Source organism: Paracoccus panacisoli, assembly GCF_042435015.1.
Lineage (GTDB): Bacteria > Pseudomonadota > Alphaproteobacteria > Rhodobacterales > Rhodobacteraceae > Paracoccus > Paracoccus panacisoli.
In genome coordinates, this window is record NZ_JBHMQU010000028.1 from 1 (window position 1) to 18699 (window position 18699).

The following is an 18699-nucleotide window of genomic DNA, read 5'->3' on the forward strand; positions in this document are numbered from 1 at the left end:
CTGCCGCCGCCGGCGCCGCCGCCGGGGCTGCCGCGGCCGGCTTCGCCTCGGCGGCAAAGGTCTTGGCCTCGGGGCCAAACCACTTGCCGATCAGCGCGTCGAGGCTGCCGTCGGCCTTCATCTCCTCGATGGCCTTGTCGAACCGCGCCTTCAGCTCGGTGTCGGACTGGCGCATCCCGATGCCGATGCCTTCGCCCAGCGAAACGTTGTCCTGGCCGGTGACCCACACCAGCTCGCCGTTCGAATCCTTCATGAACGGGGCAAGGAAGTCCTTGTCGGCGAAGACCGCGTCGGCCTCGCCGTTGCGGACCGCGGCGATGGTCTCCTCGCCGGTGGCGAACTCGACCAGCGTGGCGCCGGTCTCGGCCACGTGGGCGGCCTGGATGGTGTTGGTCTGCGCCGAGACGGTGCCGTTGATGTCGGCATCGGCGGTCTTGGCGAGATAGGCCGAGGGCGGCGGCGGGGTGTAGGCTTCCGAGAAGGCGATCGACTTCTTGCGCTCGTCGGTGATGTTCATGCCGGCCATGATGGTGTCATAGTTCGACGCCACCAGGTTCGGGATGATCGAATCCCAGTCGTTCTTGACCCAGGTGCACTGGGCGTCGATCTTTTCGCACAGCGCGTTGCCGAGCTCGATCTCGAACCCGTCGAGCTGGCCCTTGTCGTTGACGAAGTTGTAGGGAGGATAGGCGCCCTCGGTCCCCATCCGCAGGTTCTCGGCCATGCCCATCCCAGCGGTCAGGGCCAGCACGGCCCCGGCAAGCATCAGTTTCTTCATCACTCTCTCCTGTCGGTCGTGTTGTCTCAGGCGGCCATGGTCGCGCTGAGGAATTGGCGCAGCCGGTCCGTCCGGGGTGCGCGGAAAACCTGTTCGGGCGGGCCCTCTTCCTCGACCCGGCCCTTGTGCAGGAAGAGGACGTGGTCGCTCACGTCCGCCGCCAGCCGCATGTCGTGGGTCACGAGGATCATCGTCCGGTGCTCGGCGGCGAGGTCCTTGATGACCTTCACCACCTCCTGCTGCAGCTCGGGGTCGAGCGCGCTGGTCGGTTCGTCGAAGAGCAGCGCGCGCGGCTCCATGCAGAGCGCGCGGGCGATGGCGGCGCGCTGCTGCTGGCCGCCCGAAAGCTGCGCGGGCCACGCCTCGGCCTTGTCGCCGATCCCCACCTTATCGAGCAGCGAACGCGCCCGCGCCTCGACCTCGGCCGGGCGCTGGCCCAGCACCGTCACCGGCGCCTCCATCACGTTCTGCAGGACGCTGAGATGGGACCACAGGTTGAACTGCTGGAACACCATCGCGAGGTTGGTGCGCAGCCGGCGCACCTGCGCCCGGTCGGCGGGCTGGCGGGCGGGGCCGTCGCTGGTCCAGCGCACCGGCTCACCCTCGATCACGATCTCGCCGCGCTGGCTGATCTCAAGCAGGTTGCAGCAGCGCAGCAACGTCGATTTCCCCGACCCCGACGAGCCGATGAGCGTGACCACATGGCCGCGCGGCGCGGTCAGGTCGACGCCCTTCAGCACCTCGAGCGCGCCATAGGCCTTGTGCAGCCCGTTGATGCGGATGACCGGCGCCGCATCGGCAGCGGGGGCGGTGCCGGGTGGGGCGGGGGATGGCGAGGGAATGGCGGGCGTCATGATCCGCCCATCTGGCGCAAAGCCGGGATGAAATGCAACGGGTTCGTGGCCGTGCCGGACGCGCCTCGGGCGGTCAGCTCAGGCCTCCGCCCTCGACCGACTGGCGGGCCAGCGCGCTGTCCACATCGTTGACGCCCAGAAGGCTCGCCGCCAACCGGATCGCGGATTCCTCGGCCGCGCCGCGCGGCCCGTCGGTCAGCGCCACCGACCACATCGCGGCGATGACCGAGCGGCGCTGGTCGAGCGGGATCCGCTCCTTCACCGCGCGGGTGAAGCGGACGGTGTCGGGGGCCTCGGCCTCGAGCATCTCGGCCGCCGCCCGCCGGTCCGAGGCGAGCGCCGGCGTCAGCCCCTGCCGTCGCCCGAGCAGCGCGTCGATCCGGGCCTTTTCCGCCTGCGTGTAGTGGTTGTCGGCCCGCGCGATCCGCACCAGCAGCGCCGCGACGGCCATTTCGGCGTCATCCGCCGAAAGCCCGGTCTCGGGCGGCGTCTCACCAAACAGCCGTGGCAGCAGATTCCTGAACATGGGCCGAGTATCCAACGCGTCCGCGGCGGTTGCAACATGATGAAGGTCAACGGCTTCAACCGCCCGCGGCGCGACGCGGGACGGGCGCGCGGAACCTGCGTCAGGCGCCCGCGGCGGGATCGTCCCAGCCGTCCACGATCACCACGTCCGCCTGGCTGCACGGGCGGCGCAGGGCGAGCGCCGCCTGATACTCGGCGCTCGCATAACAGGCCTCGGCGTCGGCGCGGCTGGCGAACTCGATCACCACCGTGCGCGGGCGCGCCGTGCCCTCGACCACCGACTGCGGCCCGCCGCGGACGAGGAACCGGCCGCCGAAGCGGGCAAAGGCCGCGCCGTTGGCGGCCCGGTAGGCCTCATACCCCTGCGGGTCATCGACGGTGACGTGGGCGACCCAGTAGGCTTTGGGCATCAGTATTTCTCGGGCACGTAGAGCTCGCGCGGCAGCGTGTCGCGCTCGTAATCCGGGTTGAACACCCGGTCCGGCAGGCTGATCGGCTCATGCGCGATGTCGGTATAGGGGATCAGCCCCAGCAGGTGGCTGATGCAGTTGAGCCGCGCGCGCTTCTTGTCGTTGCCCGGGACGATGTACCACGGCGCCTCGGGGATCGAGGTACGCTCGAGCATCTCCTCCTTGGCCTTGGTGTAGGATTCCCAGCGCACCCGGGACTGCAGGTCCATCGGCGACAGCTTCCACTGCTTGAGCGGGTCGTGGATGCGCATGAGGAAGCGCATCTGCTGTTCCTCGTCGGTGATCGAGAACCAGTATTTCACCAGCCGGATGCCCGAGCGGACGAGCATCCGCTCGAACTCCGGGACGTCCTGGAAGAACTGCTCTACCTGCGGCTCGTCGGCGAAACCCATGACCCGCTCGACGCCGGCGCGGTTGTACCAGCTGCGGTCGAAGAGCACGATCTCGCCCCCCGCCGGCAGGTGCGGGACGTAGCGCTGGAAGTACCACTGGGTCTTCTCGCGGTCCGAGGGCGCCGGCAGCGCCACCGTGCGCACCACGCGCGGGTTCAGCCGCTGGGTGATGCGCTTGATCACGCCGCCCTTGCCGGCGCTGTCGCGGCCCTCGAAGAGCACGACGACCTTTTCCTTCGAGTGGCTGACCCAGTCCTGCAGCTTGATCAGCTCGGACTGCAGGCGCAGCAGCTCGGTGTAGTAGATCTGGCGGGGCAGGGGGTTCGGATGCATCTCCTTGTAGGCGGCGGCGATCTGCCGGGGCAGCATCGCGTCCTCAAGGTCGAGCTCGAAATCCTCGTCGAGGCCTTCGTCGATGGCGAGCATGTCGAAATCGGTGGTCATCGTCGGTCCCTGTCATGGCGCGGCAGTTGGCCGGATCATGCGAAGCTTTCGCCGGCGGCGCAACCGGGCGGCGCGGGGCGGCGCCACTGGCGCGGGCGAGGCGCGGGGCGGCATTTTGCCGCGCGGGAGTGGGGGGGCCGGGTGGTGGCGATGGGTTGGCGTCGGGCAGCGGGCAAAGCCGAAATCTTCAGGAAGAATGCTGGGGCTCTTTCCGGTGTCGAGAGGCGCAACGGTCGACCTCCGCCGGGAGCATCTCGGCACGGGGGCACGCCGAGGGGCACGGCACACGCAAGTGGCGCCGGATACTTTTAACACTGGACCGGGCTGCCCAGAACATGAGCCATCCGGCGAGCGGCCCGCCTTCGTCAGCAAGGCCGACAACACGCGGAGTGCCGGATAATACATGGTCGCACGGTCAATCGCCGGGACGCTGAGGGCATCCCATCCGCGCCAAGCCGCGGGCAGCGACATCCGCATCAACTCACCGAGGTGATCCGGTTCGTGGCTCGGGAAGACCCTCCCACGGACTGACATCGGACAAGCGTTCGCTTGCGGCCGGCGATGGTCGGTTGCCGCGATTGGAGCCGCCGACCGCGTGGGCCGACCCACCCGCCGCGATGCTTGCCGCCATCACCTTAAATGCGGCGACAGTCCCGTAGCAAGACGCCGAAACGCGAGAGGCTCCCCACTCACCGTGGTAGGACGCCCGGCTAAGCACCAACCCAGCCCGGCAGCGCCAGCCCGCCCCGGCCGGGTCCTTCTTCGGCTCGGCGTGTATGTGCAGCGGCTTGGCGGCGGGGTTGTCCACCGCCTCCTCGTTGACCGCCACCTCGGTCACGCTGCTCAGCTCCGGCCTGGCACCTAGGCAGGTCGCCGCCTTAGCGCCGCTAACTCCGCGGCGGCCGGATCTTTCTTCGGCTTGGCGTGGATCTGCAGCGGCTTGAGTTAGGGTTAACCACTGCTTCCTAGTTCACCACCAGATCAGTCACGATGCCCCCCGCCGGCAACTCGACCATCGGGTCGAGCAGGCTGTCCCACGGTATGACACCGGCCAAGCGTTCGCGCGCGTTCTCCCATTTTGGTCGCCGCGACCGGCGCCACCGGTCCATCGGGGCCCACTCCCCACCGCGATGCTTGCCGCGGTCGCCCAATGCGGCGCGATAGCCTCGTAGCGAGCAGTCGAAACGCAAGAGGCGCCACCGAAACGAAAGAGGCGCCGGCAAAAGGAAAGAGGCGCCAGCGCCAAGCAAGAGGCGCCCCCCACTCACCGTGGCAGGGCGCCCCCGATCGACACCAGACCCAGACCCCCGCCTTACCCCGCGGCGGCAGGCTCCTTCTTCGGCTCGGCGTGGATCTGCAGCGGCTTGGCGGCGGGGTTGTCCACCGCCTCCTCGTTCACCACCACCTCGGTCACGCTGCCCAGACCCGGCAGCTCGAACATCGAGTCGAGCAGGATGTCCTCCATGATCGAGCGCAGGCCGCGGGCGCCGGTCTTGCGCTTGATCGCCCGCCGCGCGATCGCCTTGAGGGCGTCGTCGGTGAAGGTCAGCTTCACGTCCTCGAGGTCGAAGAGCCGCTGGTACTGCTTGACCAGCGCGTTCTTGGGCGCGGTCAGGATGGTGATCAGCGCCTCCTCGTCGAGGTCGGTCAGCGTGGCGATCACCGGCAGGCGGCCCACGAACTCGGGGATCAGCCCGAACTTGAGCAGGTCCTCGGGCTCGAGCTGCTTGAAGAGCTCGCCCACCCCGCGCTCATCATTGTCCTTGACCGAGGCGCCAAAACCGATCGCAGTACCCTTGTTGCGCTGCGCGATGATCCGGTCGAGCCCGGCGAACGCGCCGCCGCAGATGAACAGGATGTTGGTGGTGTCGACCTGCAGGAACTCCTGCTGCGGATGCTTGCGGCCGCCCTGCGGGGGCACCGAGGCGACCGTCCCCTCCATGATCTTCAACAGCGCCTGCTGCACCCCCTCGCCCGAGACGTCGCGGGTGATCGAGGGGTTGTCGGACTTGCGGGTGATCTTGTCGACCTCGTCGATGTAGACGATGCCGCGCTGCGCCCGCTCGACGTTGTATTCCGACGCCTGCAGCAGCTTGAGGATGATGTTCTCGACATCCTCGCCCACATAGCCGGCTTCGGTCAGCGTGGTCGCATCCGCCATGGTGAACGGCACGTCCAAGATCCGTGCCAGCGTCTGCGCCAGCAGCGTCTTGCCGCAGCCGGTCGGGCCGATCAGCAGGATGTTCGACTTCGCCAGCTCGATGTCGGTCTTCGACGAGTGGTTCAGCCGCTTGTAGTGGTTGTGCACGGCCACCGCGAGCACGCGCTTGGCGTGCTCCTGCCCGATCACGTAGTCGTCGAGCACCGCCATGATCTCGCGCGGGGTCGGCACCCCGTCGCCCGACTTGAGCCCCGAGGACTTCGTCTCCTCGCGGATGATGTCCATGCACAGCTCGACGCATTCGTCGCAGATGAACACGGTCGGGCCCGCAATGAGCTTGCGGACCTCGTGCTGGCTCTTGCCGCAGAAGCTGCAGTAGAGCGTGTTCTTGCTGTCACCGCCGGGCTGGTTGGCCATCGTCGTCGTCCTCGTTCGTCAGATGCCCTGCGGCCGTGGCCCCGGGGTTCGTCGTCTAGCCGTCCCCTCGCCGGGCCCGCGGGCTGCGCCCAACGCCCGGTCCGGATGCGTCCGCCCATGTTAGGCAGCCCGCGCGGCGGTCACAATCCCGCATTTCCGTCGCAATCGACCGGTCGCACCGCGCGGCGCGCCCGGCCGCGGGACCTCACGTCTCCGGCACCGCCTTGCCGCGGTCGGCCAGGATGTCGTCGATCAGGCCCCAGTCCTTCGCCTCTTCCGGCGACATGAACCGGTCGCGCTCGAGCGCCGCCTCGACCTCTTCCAGCGTCCGGCCGGTGTGCTTGACGTAGATCTCGTTCAGCCGCTGCTTCAGCTTCGACGTCTCCTGCGCATGGATCAGGATATCCGAGGCCGTGCCCTGGAACCCGCCCGAGGGCTGGTGGACCATGATCCGGCTGTTGGGCAGCGAGAAGCGCTGCCCCTTCTCGCCCGCGGCGAGCAGCAGCGAGCCCATCGACGCCGCCTGGCCGATCACCAGCGTCGAGATCCGCGGCCGGATGTACTGCATCGTGTCGTAGATCGAGAGCCCCGCGGTCACGTACCCGCCGGGGCTGTTGATATACATCGAGATGTCCTTGTTCGGGTTCTCGGCCTCGAGGAACAGAAGCTGCGCGCAGGCGAGCGTCGCCATCCCGTCATGCACCGGCCCCGACAGAAAGATGATCCGCTCTTTCAGCAGGCGCGAGAAGATGTCGTAGGCGCGCTCGCCGCGCGACGTCTGTTCGACCACCATCGGGACGAGCGTGTTCATGTAGAATTCTGCCGGATCGTGCATCTCGCGCCTGTCGTCCCTGCCGTTGCCTGATGTGTGTCTCGAATCGCCGCTGGTCCCGGCCCTGAGGGACCTTTCATAGGGGCGAAAGGTTGACAGAGTCTTAGTTACGGGCAACGTCCGCCGCAAGGGACCGGGGATTTCCGTGATGCTGCTGATGGTAGGCCTGGGCAATCCGGGCGCGAAATATGCGGGCAACCGCCACAATGTCGGCTTCATGGCGCTGGACCGGATCGCCGCCGATCACGGATTCTCGCCGTGGAAGTCGCGCTTCCAGGCGCTGACGGCCGAGGGGCGACTGGGTGAGGCGCGGGTCACGCTGCTCAAGCCGCAGGGCTTCATGAACCTCTCGGGCCAGGCGGTGGGCGAGGCGATGCGCTACCTCAGGCTCACCCCGGGCGAGGTCGTCGTGCTGCACGACGAGCTGGACCTCGCCCCGGGGCGGGTGCGGGTCAAGCAGGGCGGCGGGCACGCCGGCCACAACGGGCTGCGCTCGATCCACCAGCACATCGGCGAGGCCTATGGCCGCGTCCGCATCGGCATCGGCCACCCCGGCCACAAGGACCGGGTCGCGGGCTACGTGCTCTCGGACTTCGCCAAGGCCGAAGAGGCGATGCTCGACGACCTGCTGCGCGGGATCTCGGACGGCGCGCCGGCGCTGGCCGCAGGCGACGGCGCCCGGTTCCAGAACGCCGTCGCCGCCCGCACCTCGCCGCCGCGCAACAGCGGCACCCGCCCTGCGCCGGCGCCTGCGTCTGCGCCCGCCGCAGCCCCCGCCGCATCCCCCGCCGCGCCGCCTTCGCCGGAGCCCGAGCCCGACCTCGCCAGCCGGCTGCGCGCCCTCACAGATCGCTTTCGCTGAACGCTTCCCTGCGCCAATATCCCGGGGTCCGGGGCAGCGCCCCGGTCCGGCCGCCGCAACCCGCGCCGCCCTCACCGGAAAGGACAGACGATGGAGCCTTCGCGCAACGTCCTCGGCACGCGGCTCGAGCCGTGCTCGACCGACCCGCTCACCGGCTTCTATCGCAACGGCTGCTGCGACACGGGGCGCGAGGACGCGGGCAGCCACACCGTCTGCGTGATCGTCACGGCCGAGTTCCTGGCGCTCTCGAAATACCTCGGCAACGACCTTTCGACCCCGCGGCCCGAGTACCGCTTTCCCGGCCTCAAGCCCGGCGACCGCTGGTGCCTCTGCGCCGCGCGGTTCCTGCAGGCGGCGCAGGAATATGCCGCCCCGCAGGTGGTGCTCGAGGCCACCCACATCCGCGCGACCGACGTCGTGCCGCTGGAACTGCTGCGCGCCCATGCGGTTGAGCGGGACCGCTGACGGCGGCTCAACTCTGCCGCCCAAGCCCTTGACCGACAAGGAGATCGCCATGACCCGCCTCGCCCTTGCCGCAGTGCTCTCGCTGCTTCCGCTGACCGCCACGGCCGCCGACCCGCTGGCCGACGGCACCCGGATCCGCCCCGAGGATGCCGCCCGGCTCGAGGCGCTCGACCGCGCGACCGGGGCGGCGCTGCGCCAGGCGCTGGGGCAGGGCAGCGCCGCCCAGGCGGCCGACGCGGCCGACACGCTGCGCAGCGCGGCGCTGGCTGCCACGCCCGAGGCGCTCATCGGCGACTGGTCCTGCCGGATGACCAAGATCGGCGGGTTGCAGGCGTCGGTCAGCTATCCGCCCTTCCGCTGCGCCATCACCCGCGACGGCACCGCGCTGCGCTTCGAGAAGCTGACCGGCTCGCAGCGCACGAGCGGCACGCTGCACCATGACGGCGGTGTCTGGGTCTACCTCGGCTCGACCTTCGTCGCGGGCGAGGCGCCGCGCCCCTATGCCGACTTCCCCGACGACATGGACACCCAGGGCACCGAGACGCTGCCCGATGTGGGCGTGCTCGAGCCGATCGACGCCGACCGGGCGCGCATCCTCTTTCCGCTGCCCTACCGCGAGTCGGTGCTGAACGTCCTCACGCTCACCCGCTGACGGGACACCGGCAACGGCGGGCGACCGAGGCTCAGCCCTCGATCGCCACGCCCAGGTGACGGGCGACGGTGAAGATGTCCTTGTCGCCGCGCCCCGAGAGGTTGACCACGATCAGGTGCTCGCGCGGCAGCTCGGGCGCGATCTTGGCCACATGGGCCAGCGCGTGGGCGGGCTCGAGCGCCGGGATGATCCCTTCCGTCTCGCAAAGCTGGGTAAAGGCCGCCAGCGCCTCGCTGTCGGTGACGCTCACATATTCGGCCCGGCCCATGTCCCTCAGCCACGCGTGCTCGGGGCCGATGCCCGGATAGTCGAGCCCGGCCGAGATCGAGTGCCCCTCGAGGATCTGCCCCTCGTCGTCCTGCAACAGATACGTGCGGTTGCCGTGCAGCACGCCGGGCCGCCCGCCGGTGAGGCTGGCGCAGTGCTGCATCGTCTCGTCCACGCCCTTGCCGCCGGCCTCGACCCCGATGATCCGCACCTCGCGGTCGTCGAGGAAGGGGTGGAAGAGCCCCATCGCGTTCGACCCGCCGCCGATTGCGGCGATCACCGTGTCGGGCAGGCGTCCCTCGGCCTCCATCACCTGCGCCTTCGTCTCGCGGCCGATGACGGTCTGGAAATCCCGCACCATGCCCGGATAGGGGTGCGGCCCCGCCACCGTGCCGATGCAGTAGAAGGTGTCGCGCACGTTCGTCACCCAGTCGCGCAGCGCGTCGTTCATCGCGTCCTTGAGCGTCCCGCGCCCCGAGCGCACCGGCACCACCTCGGCGCCCAGAAGCTTCATGCGGAACACGTTGGGCTGCTGGCGCTCGACGTCGTGGGCGCCCATGTAGACGACGCATTTCAGCCCGAACTTGGCGCAGACGGTGGCCGTCGCCACCCCGTGCTGGCCGGCGCCGGTCTCGGCGATGATCCGGGTCTTGCCCATCCGGCGGGCGAGCAGGATCTGCCCCAGCACGTTGTTGATCTTGTGGCTGCCGGTGTGGTTCAGCTCTTCGCGCTTGAGATAGACCGTGGCGCCGCCCAACCGCTCGGTCAGCCGGTCGGCGCGATAGAGCGGCGAGGGACGGCCGACATAGTTGCGCCACAAATCGTCCATCTCGGCGGCGAAGGCCGGGTCGTTGCGGGCCCGGCCGTATTCCGCCTCAAGGTCGAGGATCACCGGCATCAGCGTCTCGCTGACGAAGCGGCCGCCGAAGATGCCGAAGCGGCCCTGTTCGTCGGGGCCCGACATGAAGCTGTTGACGAGATCCTGGGCCATGCGCGCGCTCTCCTGGCTGGGCCGCGCGCCAAGGGGCAGAGGGGCGCGGGGCTAGAGGGTCTTCTTAAATCCGATGTGCGAGGGCGTAAACCCGAGCCGCTGGTAGAAGCGCTGCGCATCCGTCCGCGCGGCGTTGGTGGTGAACTGCAGGAGCGTCGCACCCCCGGCGCGCGCCCGCGCCTCGGCATCCGCGATCAGCGCCGCGCCGAGGCCCCTGCCGCGGCGTTCGGCGGCGACGCGGACCCCCTCGATCTGCGCCCGCCGCGCGGCCGAGAGCGACAGCCCGCTGATCAGCGTGATCTGGTAGCAGGCGACTACGCGGCCCTCGGCCTCGGCGACGATCAGGCGGTTGTCGCCCTCGCGCTGCATGGCGTCGAAGGCGGCGAGATAGGGGGTGAGGTCGGTGCCCTCGCGCCCGCGTCCGAACACGTCGTCGGCGAGCAGCGCCACCACAGCCGCGACATCGGCGCGGGTGGCCTCGCGCCACACGGGCGGGACAGGGGTCATGGAGACCCGGCGCCGGCCTCGGCCGCCGCATCCGCCCCGGCGGCGCGGGCAAAGGCGCGTATCAGGTCCGCGTCCTTGACGCCGGGCGCGCTCTCGACCCCGGACGAGACGTCCACGGCCGGCGCGCCCGTCAGGCGGATCGCCTCGGCCACGTTGTCCGGCGTCAGCCCGCCGGCCAGCATCCACGGCTTGAGGAACCGCCGCCCGACCAGCAGCCGCCAGTCGAAGGCAAGCCCGTTGCCGCCCGGCAGCGCTGCCCCCGGCGCGGGCTTGGCATCGACCAGCAGCAGGTCAGCCACCAGCCCGTAATCCCAGAGCCGGTCCAGATCGGCGGGCGCCGCGATCCCCACCGCCTTCATCACCGGCAGCCCGGTGCGCGCCCGCACCTCGGCCACCCGCGCCGGGGTCTCGCCCCCGTGCAGTTGCACGATGTCGAGCGGCACCTCGGCCAGCACCGCCGCAAGCGCCTCATCCGAGGGGTCCACGAACAGCCCCACGCGCGCCAGTTCCTCGGGCATGGCGCGGGCGAGGGCGGCAGCGCGCGGCACATCGAGATGACGCGGCGAGCGGGGGAAGAACACGAGGCCCCCGAAGCGCGCCCCCGCCGCGGCGGCGGCGGCGGCATCCTCGGCGCGGGTCAGGCCGCAGATCTTGACGGCGGCGCTCATCGGGCGCGGACTGCAGGGTCGTTGCGGGTCACGCCCTCAGCGCCGGACCAGCGCCGGCGCATTGGGGGTGACGGGGGTCGTGGCGGTCGGCGCCGCAGCGGTCCCGACCAAACGGCGCGGCGCATCCAGAATCGCCAGCACCTCGTCGCGCGGGGCGGCGTGGGTGGTGCGCAGCCCGCCCACCTCGCGCTCGAGCCGGGTCAGCTCATGCGCGCGGCGCGCCGATTCCTGGCGCAGATGCGCCTCGCGCATCCATTCCCACACCAGCCCGAGCAGCATCCCGATCAGCAGCGACAGCAGGATGACAAGGAACAGCGGCATCCGCGCCGCCCAGCCGCCGCCGAAATAGGCATCGAGCTGGCCCGGGAACAGCCCGACCGTCACCAGCTGGCGGTTGGCCAGCGCCACCGTCAGCAGCGCCAACGCCAGCACCGCGACAAAGATCATGCGAAGATAGCGCATCCCGAACTCTCCGATTCATTCCGGCCCCGGACGCGCATCGCGCCGCGCGGGCGCCCAAGAGCTGATCCGACAGGACTTGCCGCGCTCAGCCGTCGCTGTCCAGCCCGTTCAGCCGATCCCGCAGCAGCTTGCCGGTCTTGAAGAACGGGACGTGCTTCTGCTCGACCTCGACCGCCTCGCCGGTGCGCGGGTTGCGGCCCATGCGGGCGTCGCGCTTCTTGACCGAGAACGCGCCGAAGCCGCGCAGCTCGACCCGGTCGCCGCGGGCCATCGCCCCGGTGATCTCGTCAAAGACGGTGGCCACGATCCGTTCGACGTCGCGCCGGACCAGATGCGGGTTCTCGTCGGCGATCTTCTGGATCAGTTCGGACCGTATCATCGTTGCAAAACCCGTCATGCCTGGAACTGGGGGGCGAGGGTCCATGAGCTGCACCATGGACCGGCGCCGAGACTTGTCGCCCAACGCCGCGTCTCGGCTAAAGGTTGCAGAGGTTTCGCGCAACCCGCTGCCGCTGCACATGAAATGGCCGCCCCCACGCGAGGCGGGGGCGGCCGGTGTCTTCCGTCCGAGCCTCGGCTCAGCCGCGCGACTTCAGCGCCGCGCCGAGGATGTCGCCCAGCGACGCGCCCGAATCGGACGAGCCATACTGCTCGACGGCCTCTTTCTCTTCGGCGATCTCGCGCGCCTTGATCGACAGGCCCAGACGACGGGTCTTGGTGTCGATGTTGGTCACGCGGGCGTCGACCGTATCACCGACCGAGAAGCGCTCGGGGCGCTGGTCCTGACGGTCGCGGGCCAGATCCGAACGGCGGATGAACGACTTGACGCCGTTGTACTCCACCTCGATCCCGCCGTCCTCGATCGCCGTCACCGTGACCGACACGACCGAACCGCGCTTCACGCCGTCCACGGCCTCGGTCATGGTGTCGTTCTCGAGCGCCTTGATCGACAGGCTGATGCGCTCCTTGTCGGTGTCGACCTCCTGCACCACGGCCCGGACGACGTCGCCCTTGCGGTAGTTCTGGATCGCATCCTCGCCGCGCTGGTCCCACGACAGGTCCGACAGGTGCACCATGCCGTCGATGTCGCCGTCGAGGCCCACGAACAGACCGAACTCGGTGATGTTCTTGACCTCGCCCTCGATCTGGGTGCCGGCCGGGTGGGTTTCGGCGAACACTTCCCACGGGTTGCGCATGGTCTGCTTGAGACCCAGCGACACGCGGCGCTTCTGCTCGTCGATCTCCAGCACCATGACGTCCACCTCCTGCGAGGTCGAGACGATCTTGCCGGGGTGCACGTTCTTCTTGGTCCAGCTCATTTCCGAGACGTGGACGAGACCCTCGATCCCGGCTTCCAGCTCGACGAAGGCGCCGTAGTCGGTGATGTTGGTCACGCGGCCCTTGTGGACCGAGCCGATCGGGAACTTCTCGGCCACCGTATCCCACGGATCGGACTGAAGCTGCTTCATGCCCAGGCTGATGCGGTGGGTTTCCTTGTTGATCTTGACGACCTGGACCTTGACGGTCTCGCCGATCGACAGGATCTCGGACGGGTGGTTGACGCGGCGCCAGGCCATGTCGGTGACGTGCAGCAGGCCGTCCACACCGCCCAGGTCCACGAAGGCCCCGTATTCGGTGATGTTCTTGACCACGCCGTCCACGACCTGCCCCTCGTGCAGGTTCGAGATGACCTCGGCGCGCTGCTCGGCGCGGCTTTCCTCGAGGATCGCGCGGCGCGAGACGACGATGTTGCCCCGGCGGCGGTCCATCTTGAGGATCTGGAACGGCTGCTTGAGACCCATGAGCGGGCCCGCATCGCGCACCGGACGCACGTCCACCTGCGAGCCGGGCAGGAACGCCACGGCGCCGCCGAGGTCGACGGTGAAGCCGCCCTTGACGCGGCCGAAGATGGCGCCGTCGACGCGCTCTTCCTTGGCATAGGCCTGCTCGAGCCGGTCCCACGCCTCTTCGCGGCGGGCCTTCTCGCGGCTGATCGAGGCCTCGCCCCGGGCGTTCTCGACGCGGTCGAGATAGACCTCGACCTCGTCGCCGACCGACAGGTTGGGCTCTTCGCCGGGGGCTGCGAATTCTTTCAGATCGACGCGGCCTTCCATCTTGTAGCCGACGTCGATGATGGCCTGGCCCGCCTCGATGGCGATGACCTTGCCCTTGACGACCGAACCTTCGTCCGGGGTGTCGATTTCGAAGCTTTCGTTGAGGAGGGCTTCGAATTCCTCCATGGTCGCGGCTTTTGCCATGCGGCTGATCAATCCTTTGACGTTGTTGCGGGCCGGGCGGTTGGCTCCGCCGGTCTGGTGATTGGCAGCCCCGTGGCAACGACAAAGGGTCGCGGCAAATTGCCCGACCCGAGTTCAAGCGGCCTGTTGTGGCCCCGTCACACCATCCCGTCGCCCGGGACTAGCGCGCGTATAGCGCAGACGGGCGCGCGGGGCAAGCCGCGCTAGGCCGCGCCGGGGGGGCGCCCCGTGGCCTCGGCCGGCGGGACCACGGCGCCGCGCGGGCGGTAGACCCACAGGATCGCCAGCGCCAGCACCATCATCGCCGCGGCGGCGACGAAGGGCATCCCCGGCGCATAGATCGGGGTGCTCTCGCGGGTGAAGAAGGCAAAGATCGCCGTCATGATCAGCGGCGAGATCCCCATCGCGATCGCCGCGACCGATGACAGCACGCCCTGCAACTCGCCCTGCTGGTCGTCGCGGGCGATGTTGGACATGATCTGCTGCAGCGCCGGCCCGCCCAGCCCGGCGATGGCGGCAAGCGGGGTGAAGGCCAGCGCCAGCACCGGGTTGGCCACCACCCCGTAGAAGAGGAAGGCCACGATCTCGAGCGAGAAGCCCAGGATCACCGTCCGCCAGACCCCGAAGCGGCGGATCGCCGGGCCGACCAGCACGCCCTGCACGAAGGCCATGGCGATGCCGAAGGCCGCCAGCGACAGCCCGATGTGCAGCGGGTCCCAGCCGAAGCGCGCCTTGCCGAAGAAGCTCCACACCGCCGGATAGACATAGCCCGCGAGGTTGAAGAGCGCGAAGACCGCGAGCAGCGGGCGCAGCCCGGGCAGCCGCCCGATGGCCGCGAACGAGGCGAGCGGGTTGGCGCGCGCCCACGAGAACGGCCGGCGGATCGAGCGGGTGACCGTCTCGGGCAGCACGAACCAGCCGAAGACGAGGTTCGCCGCGGCCAGCGCGCCGGCGATCCAGAACGGCGCCCGCAGGTCGATGACCGAGGCGAGGCTGCCGATCACCGGGCCGAGCACGAACCCCACCCCGAAGGCCGCGCCGATCAGGCCGAAGTTGCGGCCCTTCTCTTCGGGCGTCGAGATGTCGGCCATGTAAGCCGCGGCGGTCGCGTGGGTGGCGGCCATGATCCCGCCGATGATCCGCCCGATCAGGATCAGCGTGACGGTGTGCGCGACCGCCAGCAGGATATAGTCCATCGTCATGACGAAGAGCGCGGTCAGCATCACCGGCCGCCGCCCGTAGGCGTCCGACAGATTGCCCACCACCGGCCCGAACAGGAACTGCATCGCCGAATAGGCGGTCCCGAGGATCCCGCCCCAGACCGCCGCCCCGGCGAGGTTCTGGCCGGTCAGCTCTTCGAGCAGGTTCGGCATGACCGGAAAGATCAGCCCCATCCCGGTCGCGTCGATCAGCACCGTGAGCAGCACGAACATCCGCGCCGCCCGCCCGCCCTTGCGGCGGAACGCGGCGCGGCGTCGGTCGGCGCGGCTGCGGGGCAGGGTGGTGGTCATGGTCGGGTAATCTGGTCGGGCGAACTGCTGGGGCAAGGGGCGGGGCGCGCGTGACGCTCTCTGCCACGCCCGGGCGGGCGGCGAAAGCCTGTTGTGGCGCGGCAGGCGCCGCGCGGGCGGCAGCGCGGGGTGCGGCTCGGCCGGTGGCTCACCACCATAAGGCCGGGTTATCGGCCCGTCAGCGCGGCGCCCGCACCTCGGCCAGCGCGTCCTCGATCTCGGCCCGCAGCGCCCGCCGCTCGGCGGGGTCAAGAAAGGCGCCCAGCTCGATCTCGCGGCTGCCGTCGGTCAAGGTCAGGTAGTCCTCGACCGGCCCGTCCCGCCGCAGCGCGAGGCGCACCCAGTAGGGGTTGGCCTGCCACACCCGGTCGGCGCGGCCCGGATCGCGGCGGGTCACGGTCAGGCGCGCGGGCTCCAGCACCACCTCTTCGCGCGTCCCGCCGTTCTGCCAGCCGTGCTGCACTCCGCGCCACAGCCCCCACAGCGCCAGCGCCGCGAACGGCAGCAGCCCCCACATCACCGCCCGCCCGATCACCGCGACGAGCGGCAGCACCAGCGCCGCCGCCGCCCCGCCCATGACCCAGACGAAGCCCTCGGGTGTCAGCGAGCGGTGGCGCCAGAGCAGCACCCGCCGGCCCTCGGCAGAGGCGGGCTGCCACTCATAGGGCATGGCCGCCCCCCGCCGCACGGCCCGCGCAGGGTCGGGTGCCCAGCGGTTCCGAAAAGCGCAGCAGATAGCCGTCGGGGTCCGCGACGATGGACTGCCGCACGCCGGTCTCGACCGCGCCGGCCCAGTACCACTTCTCCTCGACCGGCAGGGCCAGCGGATGATCCCCCAGCGGCGCCAGCAGGGGCGCGAGCGCGGGCACGCTGATCTCGAGGTTCAGGCCGCGCCCGAACGGCCGCTCGGCGGCCGTCAGGTCGGCGTCGAAGTTGCGCCCGGTCCGCAGACCGTCCAGCATCGCCTCGGCCGCCTCCGGCCCCTCGCCCAGCCGCAGCAGGGCGAACTCGTCCCCGGGGCGGTCATGGACGACCGTCCAGCCGAGCCTGAGATCGAACGCGAGCGCGGCCGGGAAATCCGACACGCTCAGCTCTGGGACCAGCGCGGGCATCCTCACCTCCGACAGAAAAACGGCCCCGGATCGCTCCGGGGCCGCTTCAACCTCAGCGCACGCTCAGTGGGCGCGGGCGTGGTCCCAGTCCTCGCGCTTGGGCAGCTGCTCGAACGTGTGCTCGGGCGGCGGCGAGGGCAGCGTCCACTCCAGCGTGTCGGCGTACTCGTTCCAGTAGTTGTTCTCGGTCACGCGCTTGCCGGCGAAGAGGGTGTAGAACACCACGCCGATGAAGAACAGGAACGAGGCGAACGACAGATAGGCGCCGATCGACGAGATGTTGTTCCAGTAGCCGAAGGCCTCCGGGTAGTCGATGTAGCGGCGCGGCATCCCCTCGCGGCCCAGGAAGTGCTGCGGGAAGAACAGCAGGTTCGAGCCGATGAACATCGCCCAGAAGTGCAGCTTGCCCGCCCACTCGGGGTACTGCCGGCCCGACATCTTGCCGATCCAGAAATACACCCCGGCGAAGATCGCATAGACCGCGCCCAGCGACATCACGTAGTGGAAGTGCGCCACGACGTAATAGGTGTCGTGATAGACCCGGTCGAGCGGCGCCTGGCTCAGCACCACGCCGGTCACGCCGCCGACGGTGAACAGGAACAGGAAGCCGAAGGCCCAGAGCATCGGCGTCTTGAACTCGATCGAGCCGCCCCACATCGTGGCGATCCACGAGAACACCTTGATGCCGGTGGGCACCGCAATCGTCATCGTCGCCAGCATGAAATAGGCCTGCTGGGTCAGCGACAGACCGGCGGTGTACATATGGTGCGCCCAGACCACGAAGCCGAGGATGGCGATCGCGGCCATCGCCAGCACCATCGGCAGATAGCCGAAGATCGGCTTGCGCGAGAAGGTGGCGATGACGTGGCTGATCACGCCGAAGCCCGGCAGGATGATCATGTAGACCTCGGGGTGACCGAAGAACCACAGGATATGCTGGTAAAGCACCGGGTCGCCGCCGCCGGCGGGGTCGAAGAAATGGGTGCCGAAGTTGCGATCCATCAGCAGCATGGTGATGGCGCCGGCCAGCACCGGCAGCGACAGCAGGATCATCCAGGCGGTGATGAACACCGACCAGGCGAACAGCGGCACCTTGAAGAGCGTCATGCCCGGGGCGCGCATGTTCAGAAAGGTGGTGATGATGTTGATCGCGCCCAGGATCGACGAGGCGCCCGAGACATGGACGGCGAAGATCGCCAGATCCATCGAATATCCGCCCTCGGTGGTCGACAGCGGCGGGTAGAGCACCCAGCCCACGCCCGAGCCCATCTGGTCGTTGCCGCCCGGCGCCAGGAGCGAGGCGACCCCGAGCGCGACGCCGGCGACGTAGAGCCAGTAGGACAGGTTGTTCAGCCGCGGGAACGCCATGTCCGGCGCGCCGATGTGCAGCGGCATGAAGTAGTTGCCGAAGCCCCCGAACAGCGCCGGGATGACGACGAAGAACATCATCAGGACGCCGTGATAGGTGATCATCACGTTCCACAGATGCCCGTTCGGGGTGCAGACCTCACCGGCCGCGGCGGGGATCAGGCGCGCCCCCTCGAGGCACATGTACTGCACCCCGGGATGCTGCAGCTCCATCCGCATGTAGACGGTGAAGCAGACCGAGATCAGCCCGACGACGCCGGCGGTGAAGAGGTACAGGACCCCGATGTCCTTGTGATTGGTGGACATGAACCAGCGGGTGAAGAACCCGCGGGTGTCATGGTGCTCACCGTGGCCGTGAACGGCGGCGTCAGCCATGCGAATGCTCTCCTCAGAATCGGACCCGGCCCGGCTGGCGTGGCCGGCGGACTCCGTTCCGGTTCTAGGTCACGAATTCGCGTGAGGCAATGCGTCCGCGCAGCGCCGGCCGCAGATAAATGCAGCGGTGCCGGCCGGCGGGCGGCAGGGAGGCGATCCGGCTCAGGTCGCGCCTCGGCTAGCCCGCGCGGGGGCAAGAGGACCGCCCCCGATGCGTCCTGCATCCGGGGCGCGCTGTCAGGTCACCCAGGCCAGCGTGGCCGAGGCGCCGGTGGGGCGGACACGAGGCCCGCCCGCCGCGGCTCAGTTCGAGGCCGGGGCCGCGGGC

General features: G+C 69.5%; 20 protein-coding genes. 3 read left to right on the plus strand and 17 right to left on the minus strand.

The features are described 5' to 3' along the window. The 7 genes from ACFHYO_RS07385 to ACFHYO_RS07415 all read right to left on the minus strand — a co-directional run. Positions 1-778, minus strand: a 778-nt coding sequence (locus ACFHYO_RS07385; RefSeq protein ID WP_394319445.1) for a transporter substrate-binding domain-containing protein, incomplete at its 3' end; no start/stop codon positions are given. Between the two features lie 26 nt (positions 779-804). Further along, on the minus strand, positions 805-1632 hold the full coding sequence (locus ACFHYO_RS07390; RefSeq protein WP_394319447.1) for an ABC transporter ATP-binding protein: 828 nt from the start codon (positions 1630-1632) through the stop codon (positions 805-807). A gap of 73 nt (positions 1633-1705) precedes the next feature. After that, positions 1706-2158: a tellurite resistance TerB family protein gene (locus ACFHYO_RS07395; protein ID WP_036712062.1), complete on the minus strand. Its 453-nt coding sequence runs from the start codon at positions 2156-2158 to the stop codon at positions 1706-1708. A gap of 100 nt (positions 2159-2258) precedes the next feature. Beyond that, complete coding sequence (locus tag ACFHYO_RS07400) at positions 2259-2567, minus strand: DUF1330 domain-containing protein (RefSeq protein WP_394319449.1); 309 nt, start codon at positions 2565-2567, stop codon at positions 2259-2261. After that, the gene (gene ppk2 / locus ACFHYO_RS07405; RefSeq protein WP_036704723.1) at positions 2567-3463 is read right to left on the minus strand and encodes a polyphosphate kinase 2; all 897 of its coding nucleotides are present in this window, start codon (positions 3461-3463) and stop codon (positions 2567-2569) included. Before ppk2 ends, ACFHYO_RS07400 begins: the two co-directional genes overlap by 1 nt. 1312 nt (positions 3464-4775) lie before the next feature. Then, a complete protein-coding gene (gene clpX, locus ACFHYO_RS07410; protein ID WP_036708137.1) occupies positions 4776-6041 on the minus strand; it encodes an ATP-dependent Clp protease ATP-binding subunit ClpX in 1266 nt (421 codons plus the stop codon). Positions 6042-6246: 205 nt separating this feature from the next. Next, entirely contained in the window at positions 6247-6876 is a 630-nt protein-coding gene (locus ACFHYO_RS07415; protein ID WP_036708135.1) for an ATP-dependent Clp protease proteolytic subunit, read from the minus strand. 145 nt (positions 6877-7021) lie between these two features. Here ACFHYO_RS07415 and pth point away from each other — a divergent pair, with 145 nt between their 5' ends. The 3 genes from pth (at position 7022) to ACFHYO_RS07430 (ending at position 8852) form a co-directional block, all read left to right on the plus strand. Then, positions 7022-7735: an aminoacyl-tRNA hydrolase gene (pth, locus tag ACFHYO_RS07420; RefSeq protein ID WP_394319452.1), complete on the plus strand. Its 714-nt coding sequence runs from the start codon at positions 7022-7024 to the stop codon at positions 7733-7735. A 90-nt stretch (positions 7736-7825) separates the two neighbouring features. Further along, positions 7826-8200 (plus strand): DUF2237 family protein, encoded by a 375-nt coding sequence (locus ACFHYO_RS07425; RefSeq protein ID WP_394319454.1) that lies wholly within the window; start codon positions 7826-7828, stop codon positions 8198-8200. Between the two features lie 49 nt (positions 8201-8249). Next, a complete protein-coding gene (locus tag ACFHYO_RS07430) occupies positions 8250-8852 on the plus strand; it encodes a DUF4893 domain-containing protein (RefSeq protein WP_394319456.1) in 603 nt (200 codons plus the stop codon). A gap of 31 nt (positions 8853-8883) precedes the next feature. On the opposite strand, the gene trpB is transcribed toward ACFHYO_RS07430, so the two are convergent. The 10 genes from trpB to ACFHYO_RS07480 all read right to left on the minus strand — a co-directional run bounded on the left by trpB (position 8884) and on the right by ACFHYO_RS07480 (position 18371). Then, a complete protein-coding gene (trpB, locus tag ACFHYO_RS07435) occupies positions 8884-10110 on the minus strand; it encodes a tryptophan synthase subunit beta (protein ID WP_394319458.1) in 1227 nt (408 codons plus the stop codon). Positions 10111-10161: 51 nt separating this feature from the next. Beyond that, entirely contained in the window at positions 10162-10617 is a 456-nt protein-coding gene (locus tag ACFHYO_RS07440; protein ID WP_394319460.1) for a GNAT family N-acetyltransferase, read from the minus strand. After that, complete coding sequence (locus tag ACFHYO_RS07445; protein ID WP_394319462.1) at positions 10614-11285, minus strand: phosphoribosylanthranilate isomerase; 672 nt, start codon at positions 11283-11285, stop codon at positions 10614-10616. Before ACFHYO_RS07445 ends, ACFHYO_RS07440 begins: the two co-directional genes overlap by 4 nt. 36 nt (positions 11286-11321) lie before the next feature. Beyond that, a complete protein-coding gene (locus ACFHYO_RS07450) occupies positions 11322-11747 on the minus strand; it encodes a lipopolysaccharide assembly protein LapA domain-containing protein (protein WP_394319464.1) in 426 nt (141 codons plus the stop codon). An 85-nt stretch (positions 11748-11832) separates the two neighbouring features. After that, positions 11833-12126, minus strand: coding sequence for an integration host factor subunit beta (ihfB, locus tag ACFHYO_RS07455; protein WP_036731127.1), 294 nt, complete (start codon positions 12124-12126; stop codon positions 11833-11835). A 199-nt stretch (positions 12127-12325) separates the two neighbouring features. Further along, a complete protein-coding gene (rpsA, locus tag ACFHYO_RS07460; RefSeq protein ID WP_036700651.1) occupies positions 12326-14005 on the minus strand; it encodes a 30S ribosomal protein S1 in 1680 nt (559 codons plus the stop codon). A gap of 203 nt (positions 14006-14208) precedes the next feature. After that, positions 14209-15516, minus strand: coding sequence for an MFS transporter (locus ACFHYO_RS07465; protein WP_394319466.1), 1308 nt, complete (start codon positions 15514-15516; stop codon positions 14209-14211). A gap of 178 nt (positions 15517-15694) precedes the next feature. Continuing rightward, a complete protein-coding gene (locus ACFHYO_RS07470; protein WP_036700650.1) occupies positions 15695-16186 on the minus strand; it encodes a DUF2244 domain-containing protein in 492 nt (163 codons plus the stop codon). Then, entirely contained in the window at positions 16176-16628 is a 453-nt protein-coding gene (locus ACFHYO_RS07475) for a VOC family protein (RefSeq protein ID WP_394319468.1), read from the minus strand. The genes ACFHYO_RS07470 and ACFHYO_RS07475 overlap by 11 nt, the downstream gene beginning before the upstream one ends. A 63-nt stretch (positions 16629-16691) precedes the next feature. Next, positions 16692-18371: a cytochrome c oxidase subunit I gene (locus ACFHYO_RS07480; RefSeq protein ID WP_394319470.1), complete on the minus strand. Its 1680-nt coding sequence runs from the start codon at positions 18369-18371 to the stop codon at positions 16692-16694. Positions 18372-18699: the final 328 nt, after the last annotated feature.

Coding starts and splice junctions, on each gene's coding strand:
- ACFHYO_RS07425 (WP_394319454.1), top strand. CDS start 7,826: ATGGAGCCTTCGCGCAACGTCCTCGGCACGCGGCTCGAGCCGTGCTCG.
- ACFHYO_RS07470 (WP_036700650.1), bottom strand. CDS start 16,186: ATGCCCTATGAGTGGCAGCCCGCCTCTGCCGAGGGCCGGCGGGTGCTG.
- ACFHYO_RS07465 (WP_394319466.1), bottom strand. CDS start 15,516: ATGACCACCACCCTGCCCCGCAGCCGCGCCGACCGACGCCGCGCCGCG.
- trpB (WP_394319458.1), bottom strand. CDS start 10,110: ATGGCCCAGGATCTCGTCAACAGCTTCATGTCGGGCCCCGACGAACAG.
- pth (WP_394319452.1), top strand. CDS start 7,022: ATGCTGCTGATGGTAGGCCTGGGCAATCCGGGCGCGAAATATGCGGGC.
- ihfB (WP_036731127.1), bottom strand. CDS start 12,126: ATGATACGGTCCGAACTGATCCAGAAGATCGCCGACGAGAACCCGCAT.
- ppk2 (WP_036704723.1), bottom strand. CDS start 3,463: ATGACCACCGATTTCGACATGCTCGCCATCGACGAAGGCCTCGACGAG.
- ACFHYO_RS07480 (WP_394319470.1), bottom strand. CDS start 18,371: ATGGCTGACGCCGCCGTTCACGGCCACGGTGAGCACCATGACACCCGC.
- ACFHYO_RS07445 (WP_394319462.1), bottom strand. CDS start 11,285: ATGAGCGCCGCCGTCAAGATCTGCGGCCTGACCCGCGCCGAGGATGCC.
- ACFHYO_RS07440 (WP_394319460.1), bottom strand. CDS start 10,617: ATGACCCCTGTCCCGCCCGTGTGGCGCGAGGCCACCCGCGCCGATGTC.
- ACFHYO_RS07415 (WP_036708135.1), bottom strand. CDS start 6,876: ATGCACGATCCGGCAGAATTCTACATGAACACGCTCGTCCCGATGGTG.
- rpsA (WP_036700651.1), bottom strand. CDS start 14,005: ATGGCAAAAGCCGCGACCATGGAGGAATTCGAAGCCCTCCTCAACGAA.
- ACFHYO_RS07390 (WP_394319447.1), bottom strand. CDS start 1,632: ATGACGCCCGCCATTCCCTCGCCATCCCCCGCCCCACCCGGCACCGCC.
- clpX (WP_036708137.1), bottom strand. CDS start 6,041: ATGGCCAACCAGCCCGGCGGTGACAGCAAGAACACGCTCTACTGCAGC.
- ACFHYO_RS07430 (WP_394319456.1), top strand. CDS start 8,250: ATGACCCGCCTCGCCCTTGCCGCAGTGCTCTCGCTGCTTCCGCTGACC.
- ACFHYO_RS07450 (WP_394319464.1), bottom strand. CDS start 11,747: ATGCGCTATCTTCGCATGATCTTTGTCGCGGTGCTGGCGTTGGCGCTG.
- ACFHYO_RS07395 (WP_036712062.1), bottom strand. CDS start 2,158: ATGTTCAGGAATCTGCTGCCACGGCTGTTTGGTGAGACGCCGCCCGAG.
- ACFHYO_RS07400 (WP_394319449.1), bottom strand. CDS start 2,567: ATGCCCAAAGCCTACTGGGTCGCCCACGTCACCGTCGATGACCCGCAG.
- ACFHYO_RS07475 (WP_394319468.1), bottom strand. CDS start 16,628: ATGCCCGCGCTGGTCCCAGAGCTGAGCGTGTCGGATTTCCCGGCCGCG.